The organism is Carnimonas bestiolae, assembly GCF_051251145.1.
GTDB classification, from domain to species: domain Bacteria; phylum Pseudomonadota; class Gammaproteobacteria; order Pseudomonadales; family Halomonadaceae; genus Carnimonas; species Carnimonas bestiolae.
Genome location: NZ_JBPCZK010000008.1, coordinates 135534 through 144474, shown reverse-complemented (window position 1 = coordinate 144474; position 8941 = coordinate 135534). Strand labels below are relative to the sequence as shown.

The window sequence follows — 8941 nt, the reverse complement described above, 5'->3', positions numbered from 1 at the left end:
CGGTTGGCGGTTGGCGGTTGGCGGTTGGCGGTTGGCGGTTGGCGGTTGGCGGTTGGCGGTTGGCGGTTGGCGGTTGGCGGTTGGCGGTTGGCGGTTGGCGGTTGGCGGTTGCACCATAACTTATGCTCAAGTGCATTGAGAACGGCTCAGTTCAGACGCCACCGCACTAGCCGCCTGGCCGCTTTCCACAGTGCTGCCCGCCGATCCGCTATGTGCCGTTGCGCCCACGTCGATTACGCGGCATCTTACCTAGCCAGGCAATGCTAAAAAGGGCTCTTCGCCAATGCGGCCATCACACGCTCCAACATTGGCACTTGCTCGCCACCACAGCGCACCAACAACACATCCTTTCTACGCTAGTTCGTTCACCTTCTGGCTAGAAAAGCCCAAGCTGCTGGCCGGGTGGTGCGAAAAGATCACAGCGCAGCGTGGAGCGATCGTTGCTGACAAGGCCGTAGCGGCGGCGCGCTAGATCGAAACGCTGCTTGATTATCTGCGCTACCTGCCCCGTGCCGCGCATTCGCTGCGAGAAGTCGGCGTTATACAGTTCGCCTGCGCGGGTGTCGCGAATCATGTTGAGCACGTGTTTTGCCCGCAGCAGATAGTGCTCAGCCAGCCAATGCTCGAACAGTTCGACCACCTCGTGGGGCAACCGCAGCATCACCCAGCCCGCACTTGTGGCGCCCGCCTCTGCCGATGCCTTGAGCAGCGCGTCGATTTCGCTGTCGTTAATCATCGGAATGATCGGTGCACAGAGCACGCCCACTGGTATCCCCGCCTCGCGCAGCCGCGCGATGACTCTCAAGCGTGCCGCCCCCGATGCCGCCCGCGGCTCGAGGGTTCGCTTAAGCTCGTCATCAAGGGTAGTCATGCTGATAAACACCTTCACTAACCCCAACTGCGTCAATTCAGCCAGCAGATCGAGATCGCGCAGGATCATCGCGCCCTTGGTCACAATGGTGACCGGATGGCGATAGCGCAGCATGATCTCCAACACGCCACGGGTGAGCTTCAGCTCACGCTCGATCGGCTGGTAAGGGTCGGTATTGCTGCCCAGCGCGATGGGCGAACACCGATAGCTCGGCGCGCATAGCTCGCGTTCCAACACCTCGCACAGATTGACCTTGGCGATTAGCCGAGTTTCAAAGTCGATACCGGGCGACAGATCCCAATAGGCGTGGCTCGGCCGCACGAAGCAATAGATACAGCCATGCTCGCAGCCGCGATAAGGGTTGATGGACTGCTCAAACGGCACATCCGGCGAGCGATTGCGGCTAATCACCGTTTTGGCATGCTCATGCCGCACCTCGGTTAACCGAGCCGCAGGCGTATCACGCTCCCAGCCATCGTCAACCGCAATGATGCGCTCACCGTGAAAGCGATTGTGCGGGTTATATCCCGTACCCCGCCCTGTTGGCGTTGCCTGCTGCGCACTGGAGAAATCCGCATGCCCCATAACTCACCCAAATAACTGTATAAAAATACAGCATATGAAACCTTTGTTGAATCTGCAACCGAGATGGCTTCAGGCTGGGCTAACATACCAACTACCGCTGCCGACAAGGCATTTCAGCATGCGAATAGGAGCATTCGAGAACGTTCACTTCTGGCCAATGCACGCGTTACAGGGCCTTGCTATCCGCACCTGGATAAGCAAATAACAGCGCTCTAGATAGCGTCATTCTGAATCCGTATTTATAACGCGCCGCTGGCTTCTATAGCCTGAGAGCTCTCACTCTCTTCAGCGATTAACGATGTATGCTCTCGACATTTATTCCTTCCGCGTTAACCAACTTTGCGCCGCTCACAACAATAAGAAAACGACTCGCAGCAACGCTGGCAACATTAATCACCGGCGCAATCATTAGCACCGCGGCCCATGGTGAAACTGAACTGGTATTGGGTGATCAAGCCAAAACCGTGCGCTCGCTGGTAGAAGCCTCAGGCGTGATGAAAGGCGCGCCCTACCGCTATAAATGGGCGAATTTTCAAGGCGCAGCGCCGCTCTTCGAAGCCGCCCGCGCCAACGCAGTAGATACAGTTATGGCCGGCGACCTGCCACTGCTGATCGCGCTGGCCCAGCAGTCACCGCTCAAATTGGTAGCCACCCGCGACGCCAAACCCAATGCGCTCGGCATCGTAGTGCCCGAAAACTCGCCGATTCACTCAGTGAAAGAGCTTAAAGGCCACGAAGTGCTCGTCTCCTCAGCGCGAGGCAGCATCTCCCAATACCAACTCTACGGCGCACTCAAGGAAGCAGGTCTAACGCCGGATGATGTAAAGGTTCGCTTTATCCTACCCACCGATGCTGCCGCCGCCTTCAACAGCGGCCGAGTCGACGCCTGGGCAACCTTCAATCCTTACTTCGCCATCGCCAGCGAAAACGGCGGACGCGTACTCCGCGACGGCACCGGCATTAATCCATCGCTCGACTTCATCGCCGCCACCGATTCAGCGCTCGCCGACCCCGAAAAACGCGCCGCCATCCAAGACTTCCTCAAACGATTAGCCCGCGCCGGCAAGTGGGCCGCCGACCATCCCAAAGAATACATCGCCACCGCCTCCAAACTCACCGGCATGCCCCCCGCCACCGCCAAACTCGCCGTCGAACGCACCGCCCACAACACCCGCCCCGTAAGCCACAGCGATATAGCGAAACTGCAGAAGCTCGCCGACGAATCCGTCGCAGAGAAGATTTTGCCCTTTGGGGTGAAGGTGGAGGGAGCCGTAGGGCCGAGGTTGTTGGGAGGAGAGTAAGGGGGAGGAGTGGCGGTGAGTCTAGGAAGGGTTCGGAGCGTCCAGCTATCTACGCAATCTGGAAAAAACGATTTAGATTTCCCTCACTCGCCCTGTCCGAAGGGGAATAACCAAATCATGCCTCGCGTGACTGGCAGCGTGAATCGCTGCCGTTTCCCAGTCATACTCAACTTTGCGGAATTCAACCTTTCGCAGACCGCTCTCTATTGAAATTATCGCATAGCGCGCATGTGGGCTCCCGCTCTCCATAACATGGGGATAGGGAGAGTCATCACTATAGGCTGGCAATCCCACGCTACCCGGATTAACAATCAACTGTTCGTTAGCGAGCTGAATCATTCTCGGAAGATGTGTATGGCCACATAAGATGATTTTATCGTTAGCATTACCTACTCGTTCTATTACTTCTTTCTCGGTGGCAGATCTAACTCCGGTTTTGGTTACCGTCTCCAAGAGATAGGTCGTATCGCTGGATGGTGATCCATGGACCAAGAGGATGCCATGATCAATTGATAGCGTTTCCGGTAAATTACTTATCCATGAAATTTGGTCCGGTCGCAAAGTGTTTGCCGCATATTGATCGGAAAGACCAAGCCCTTTTCCTGCCAATAATTGTCGCTCATGATTCCCTTTGATTGTAGGCAAGCATAACGGGATGAGACGATCTGCGGTCTCGGAAGGAAATAAACCTCCAGAGCATATATCACCAAGGTTTACGGTGTTGTCCACTTCCTGATTTTTAATGTCCGCGAGTACCGCATCAAGAGCTGCCAGATTACCGTGAATATCAGAAATAACGGCAAGCTTCATTGTGTGGCTCCTTTATTGTAAGCGGGTTATGAAGCACCGTAACTCATTTAGCGACCTGACGATTCAAGTGCCAGTCGATTACATCAGCCGAATCCCGCTACTCGCGAGACTCGACCTTGCTGTGACATTTCAGACCAACCTCAGCACCTGGTTCGCCTTTCCACTCACCAGTATGCTGATCGGCCCCTATCTCAGATGCCGACATCTACATGGCATAGTGTTAGCCACCACTCAAATTTTCTTCACGAACTCCGACTTCAGGCTCATTGCTCCAAACGAATCGATCTTACAATCGATATCGTGATCCCCATCGACTAAGCGGATATTCTTGACCTTGGTTCCCATCTTTATAACGCCGCTCGATCCCTTGAGTTTCAGGTCTTTGATGACAGTGACACTATCTCCGTCTTGCAAAATATTCCCAGCGGAGTCTCGATGAACACGCTCGTTTGGCTCAGTTTCGTTCGCCGCCTGATCCGACCATTCGTAACCGCATTCGGGGCAGATGAGAAGCCCACTACCGTCTTCGTAAGTGAAGTCGGATTGGCATTCAAGGCAGGGAGGAAGAGTACTCATTTCAATAAATCCTGGATTTTTGCTCCGCTGGGATAGCCGAGAGCTGTTTCGATACTAAGGTTGGCACTGATTAGCTGTTTGTGGTATCGATGTGTTCTGCGCGCGTGCTGCACGAACTAAAAAACACGTAGAGAATCACCAGCTTGAGTAGTAAAATTGATACTCGGAACCTATCTTAGCATTCAAGGCTTAGCCTGAGATTCAATAGTCAACCTAGGACGCAAATCAAGAAATTGTACATGTATATAGACGCCGCCTCCCAAAGCCTGTTGCACTTTGTCAGACTCTGCAGTCAGCAGCGATAATAACTCATCCGCTTCGATCATGCGTTTTTCATCTGGATGTTGCCATTTACGGTTTTCTGCAAGAGTCACCAGCAAAGCTCCAGCTTTACTGTGTTCTGCTGCCATGTATTTCCTAACAAGCTGATTTTCTATTGTATTTCGCAAGTCTGTCGCTGAGCGCTTATCACCAAGTTTTAGTTCAATCACAGCTTCGTGCTCAGAAAGAACAGAGCGCAAACGTATATCAGTTTCCTTTTCGTCAGCTGTGACAGCCTCTTGATCCACAGTGTAGATCGAGTTCGCGGCATAGCGCAGCTCGCGCGAAATTTCTCGACGCATGACCCTCTCATCTGATATCCCTGCCCAAAGCTCCCGCGGTGACGTGTCACGGAGAAGAAGGTCGTTTAGGTCAGACAGCCTATCCTTCAAAATCGCAAACATGGCTTCATTAGTTGAGGCAGGCGCTTCCCCTCTTCGATCAAGCGCTACCGCTTGAGCTTCATCAAATACCTCAGCATCAATCTCTTGCGCCCAACTCTCCTCCGCCACGGCCAAAATACGATCCTTGAAATGAACGCACAAAGGATCGTTGGCCATCTCGAGCTTGGCTGCCAAGCCCTCCTCGCCTTTCGCGTTGAGCAATGCCGTTACAATGCTATTTCGTGCTCGCTCCGCGTTGTCTCGAGTATCTGGTGAATAGGGGCCTTCATGCAATGCGTCGTCTTGTATTCGAACGTGGTGATAAGCCAACCGAAGAAGCGTCAGCAGTAACTGCGGCGTGAATCTTTCATCACTCAAACCATCCCCGTTTTGGCGGTCACCAAAGAGGCTAGCCAGCCATGTCACAGCGTCTGATCGGTCAGAAGGTTCAACTCTCTTAATCTGAGCAGCCAGCTTTTCGACACCGATATGCGGATCTATTCGCATTAATGTCGACAACCAAACACGGCGCAGTGAAAACGGCAATTGTTGTTCTAGCCTTTGCAGTGCCCGTTCTCGAAGTCTCTTAATTTCCGCAGTATCGCCATGCTTCAAGATAACCCGTGTGACTTGCCGAACCCTTTCAGTCATTCTGGTCGTGTTATCGGCACCATTAATCCAGTCCCCACCATCATCTAGCCAGAACTCCAGTCGTGGTAAGAATAGACTGGCTACCCTCTCAGTCGCATATTCAATTCCTTGAAGTAGGCTCGAGTATCCACACTCATCTAACGGACGGTTTAGCTCCCACGACAATTCATTTCCCAGCGTCAGGTCCACAGAATTTGGATGCGTGTCTACGAGACTCTCTATCCACTGAGGCAGACCGTCTAGTTTAATCAGAGCATACCGCGCGGCTAATTCTGCTTCGGCATCAGTGAGTTTAGCTGCCCAGCCGAAATCCTCCGCTTCGGCGTGGATCGCAGCCGGACCAAGCTTCCAGCTCGTGGAAATTGTATCTCGCTCGCCTTCGGGCCTTTCGCTGGGGAGAGTTGGAGGATCATCACGCCAAATCTTCATCAGCACCCGGCGAAGCTTATCGGCCGTTTCTTGATTGAATTGCTTTTCAATGAATCTCCGGTTCCAGCCTGACGATCGATCATCTTCAGCATCTTGACTCATGGCACGCCACAAGTTCCAAGCAGTGCTCCAACTTCGTTCTTTTGAAAAAGCGATTTCAGGCTGATCAGCAACTTCCCGTCGAAGCTGAATCCAGCTAGCGCGGGCCTCGGCCTTTCGCCTTTCTGCTTGCTTCTCTCGTTCAGCCCGCTTCGCTTCCCAACGACGGTGCTCTTTGTCGTGCTTCGATAGCTGCTTCAGCCAGTCGTCAAGTTTTTGCACGAATAAAGGTTCATCCACTATGAGAGGCCTGAGTCCCTCAACGTGCTTTGCCGATGAATGATGGTCAGGGGACAAGCGGAGGGCCGCCTCCAATAGCATGGAGCGTTCATCCGCATCCCGGGTCACATCGCCAAGTGTTTCGCTCACCCAAGTTAAATCTCGGTCCGGTCTTAGCTGAACCGGTCCATCGTGAATAGTGATCGCTGCGAGCCGTTCCCAAGGATCTTTGATCTCATGGAGCGACTGCAGCAAAGCGTCATCTACCCAGAAAAGACGCTGGTTATCCGTTGCATCAAAACTAATCAGCCGTTCATGAAGTGATTTGATCGGTTCGTCGTGGAGATCTTCTCGATTATGAAGTCGTAGTGCAATCACACAACCATGCAGCCATTGGTCGTCCTGGATTATATCGAGGCCACGATCACATGTTGCTGCAAGTGCTCCCGTAAGATGTGGCCGATCGCTCACAATGTGAGGCCACTCTTTTCTCCATTTGAGCCCCTCTGATACTAAAGCGAGGAGACCATCACGAAGTTCCTCAAGGACAGACAAATCAAGAGATGCCCCTAAAATCAAGCGTGGTAGTTGCCAACTGAAATCAATTACATTCCGCTTCTCTGGCTTTATCCATCTAAGAGTTCGACAAAGCTGCTCTACCGACATGTATTTGGGGAAAAGGTGCAATATGGCGTCGCGTGCTACTCCGTCAGGCCATAATTCATCAGCACCAGCTATGCTGGCTGAAGTTATTTCTAACCTCTCATCAGCAAGGGCGACTAACGCCTTAATAGACATTATGCGCTCGCCTTCAGTTGCTAAAGTGTCCTGAGTAATATCGAAGACGATGTCTGCACAAGCTTCTATGCGACCCGCCCCTATAAGGCTGATGAGGACTCCTCGCACATCGGGATTTTCCACTCCACTGCGCCAAATCCTGTCGATTTCTTCTGCCAACTCGTTCGATGCAAAACGGTGAACCTGAATGTGAGGCACCTGAAGGCCTCTCCACCCGCCAGCGCCGTAGCGCTTAGCGTAGGCCTGAAGAGCTTGATTTCGCTGCGTCTGCGTTAGCGATTCTGGGTCGCCTTCATCCAGAAGCACAGCAGGCTCATTGTCCCGCAAGAGTTCAAATATTTCGTCGTCTTGCAAGGCTAGCCACCCCGCCACTGGTCGCTTGGACGGGCGAACGATTGTGTTACCTTTTGTCTCTGCGAAGAGAAGACGTCTGAGGGCTCGAAACGGCATACCCTGACGTCGAAAAGCTATTAGCCGTTCCGCGGCAAGATACTCGGCAACAGAACGGTGATGGAAGCGCACCCTGCCATATGAAGCGAAACCAAATAGCGGACGCTCCAGCAATGCTTTCCTTTCGTTCGGTTGCCAATCTGACAGAATGGTCGCGGGATCGAGGGCAGCATCTCCGCCAATATCGTCGGATGCTGCATTGTGGCGAATGGTCAGGCGACGAGTCATTTGAACGGCAAGGGCTAATCGGCTAGCTCCTTCGATCGCCTTGTCGACAGATAATTCCGCCGGTTCAGGTCTGTCTTCGCGAGGAAGCAACTTCACGCGAACATTCGTGGCAACCTGATCGCGATGTGTTCGAATGCGTTTATGCTCACGCCAATCGGCGCATAACTCAATGAGGTCCTGAGGCCTACGTGCAAACTCTAAGGCATTGCGACGTCGTAAGTCTTCAAAAAGAAAATCAGGATCGCTCACTCCCTGGTGTCGACAAAAATCGACGATCTGTTCGTCCGACAGCGGCATTAAAGCTACAAACCGCCAATCGAGCGATTGATTCTTGCTTCTGTTGTTGTCGTGTTGCTCCCGATGCTCACGCATTGCGATCTTCGCAAATGCTTCTTCATCGGACTCTGCAGACGGCACCGGTGGCACAGGTAGTGCGTTTCGGACCGCATTTTCATCAAGGGGTGTCGGCCGTGTTGTTATGACGATTCGCGCTCGATGAAGTTGATTTCCAATACACCTTCTCAATCGTTTGAGTGCGCGCTCGAACGACCCCATCGTCAGATTTAGCTCGTCAATCGAGTCCAAAAAAAATGTCGCCACCCCAGACTGTGAGGCAAGCCACTCATCCAGCCGGGCTTCTTCATCTGTATCTAACAGACTGCGAAGGTCTTCTGTTGCCAAGGCGGCCAATTCAACGAAAAATGCAGGTTCTCCCAGGACCCAAAGGCGCTCCGACTGTTTACGGCATTCGTAGGTTTTTCCTGCCCCTGCCTCGGAAATTATCAGTACACGTTTTGAATGTAATAAGTCACTCCATGTACATCCTCGCGACCACCCCAGACTAGCCAGATAAGATTGTTGATCGGCATCACTAATCTTTCCATCAGGGATGTCTCTAAATGTTCTCTCTATCATTGTCACTAATACTACCTATAAAACAGATGTAAATTAGACCGATCTTAGCAAAGCTGATTCGTCCTAAACGAAACTTGTTTAGGCACAACCTAAATTACTGAGGATTCAACAGATATCTCAATGAAACTCTCCAGCTACTGGGCGGCCAAGATTTTCATCTGAAATATTATCAATACTTACGAAGCGTTGCCAACATCCAAGCTCGAGCGCATAACCACGCATTAATATTTACTGACTATTGTTACCAACAACTTTTTAATTAAAGATTTTACACATCAGCAAGATGATCTGAACTAAGTTAAGGC

Annotated in this window: 5 protein-coding genes; 1 reads left to right on the top strand and 4 read right to left on the bottom strand. The window is 52.2% G+C overall.

All coding sequences use genetic code 11. The annotated features are described in order from the left end of the window. Nucleotides 1-376: 376 nt before the first annotated feature. Nucleotides 377-1456 (bottom strand): PA0069 family radical SAM protein, encoded by a 1080-nt coding sequence (locus R84865_RS10780; protein ID WP_435639664.1) that lies wholly within the window; start codon nucleotides 1454-1456, stop codon nucleotides 377-379. 302 nt (nucleotides 1457-1758) lie between these two features. On the opposite strand from R84865_RS10780, the gene R84865_RS10775 reads away from it, so the two are divergent. Continuing rightward, a complete protein-coding gene (locus R84865_RS10775; RefSeq protein ID WP_435639663.1) occupies nucleotides 1759-2757 on the top strand; it encodes an ABC transporter substrate-binding protein in 999 nt (332 codons plus the stop codon). A gap of 72 nt (nucleotides 2758-2829) precedes the next feature. Here R84865_RS10775 and R84865_RS10770 read toward each other — a convergent pair whose 3' ends face one another. From R84865_RS10770 to hyoA, 3 genes are all read right to left on the bottom strand, one after another. Further along, nucleotides 2830-3567, bottom strand: a complete 738-nt coding sequence (locus R84865_RS10770; RefSeq protein WP_435639662.1) for a metallophosphoesterase family protein — start codon at nucleotides 3565-3567, stop codon at nucleotides 2830-2832. A gap of 231 nt (nucleotides 3568-3798) precedes the next feature. After that, nucleotides 3799-4143, bottom strand: coding sequence for a zinc ribbon domain-containing protein YjdM (locus R84865_RS10765; protein ID WP_435637590.1), 345 nt, complete (start codon nucleotides 4141-4143; stop codon nucleotides 3799-3801). Between the two features lie 182 nt (nucleotides 4144-4325). Continuing rightward, nucleotides 4326-8636: an NACHT domain-containing antiphage protein HyoA gene (gene hyoA, locus R84865_RS10760; RefSeq protein WP_435639670.1), complete on the bottom strand. Its 4311-nt coding sequence runs from the start codon at nucleotides 8634-8636 to the stop codon at nucleotides 4326-4328. Nucleotides 8637-8941: the final 305 nt, after the last annotated feature.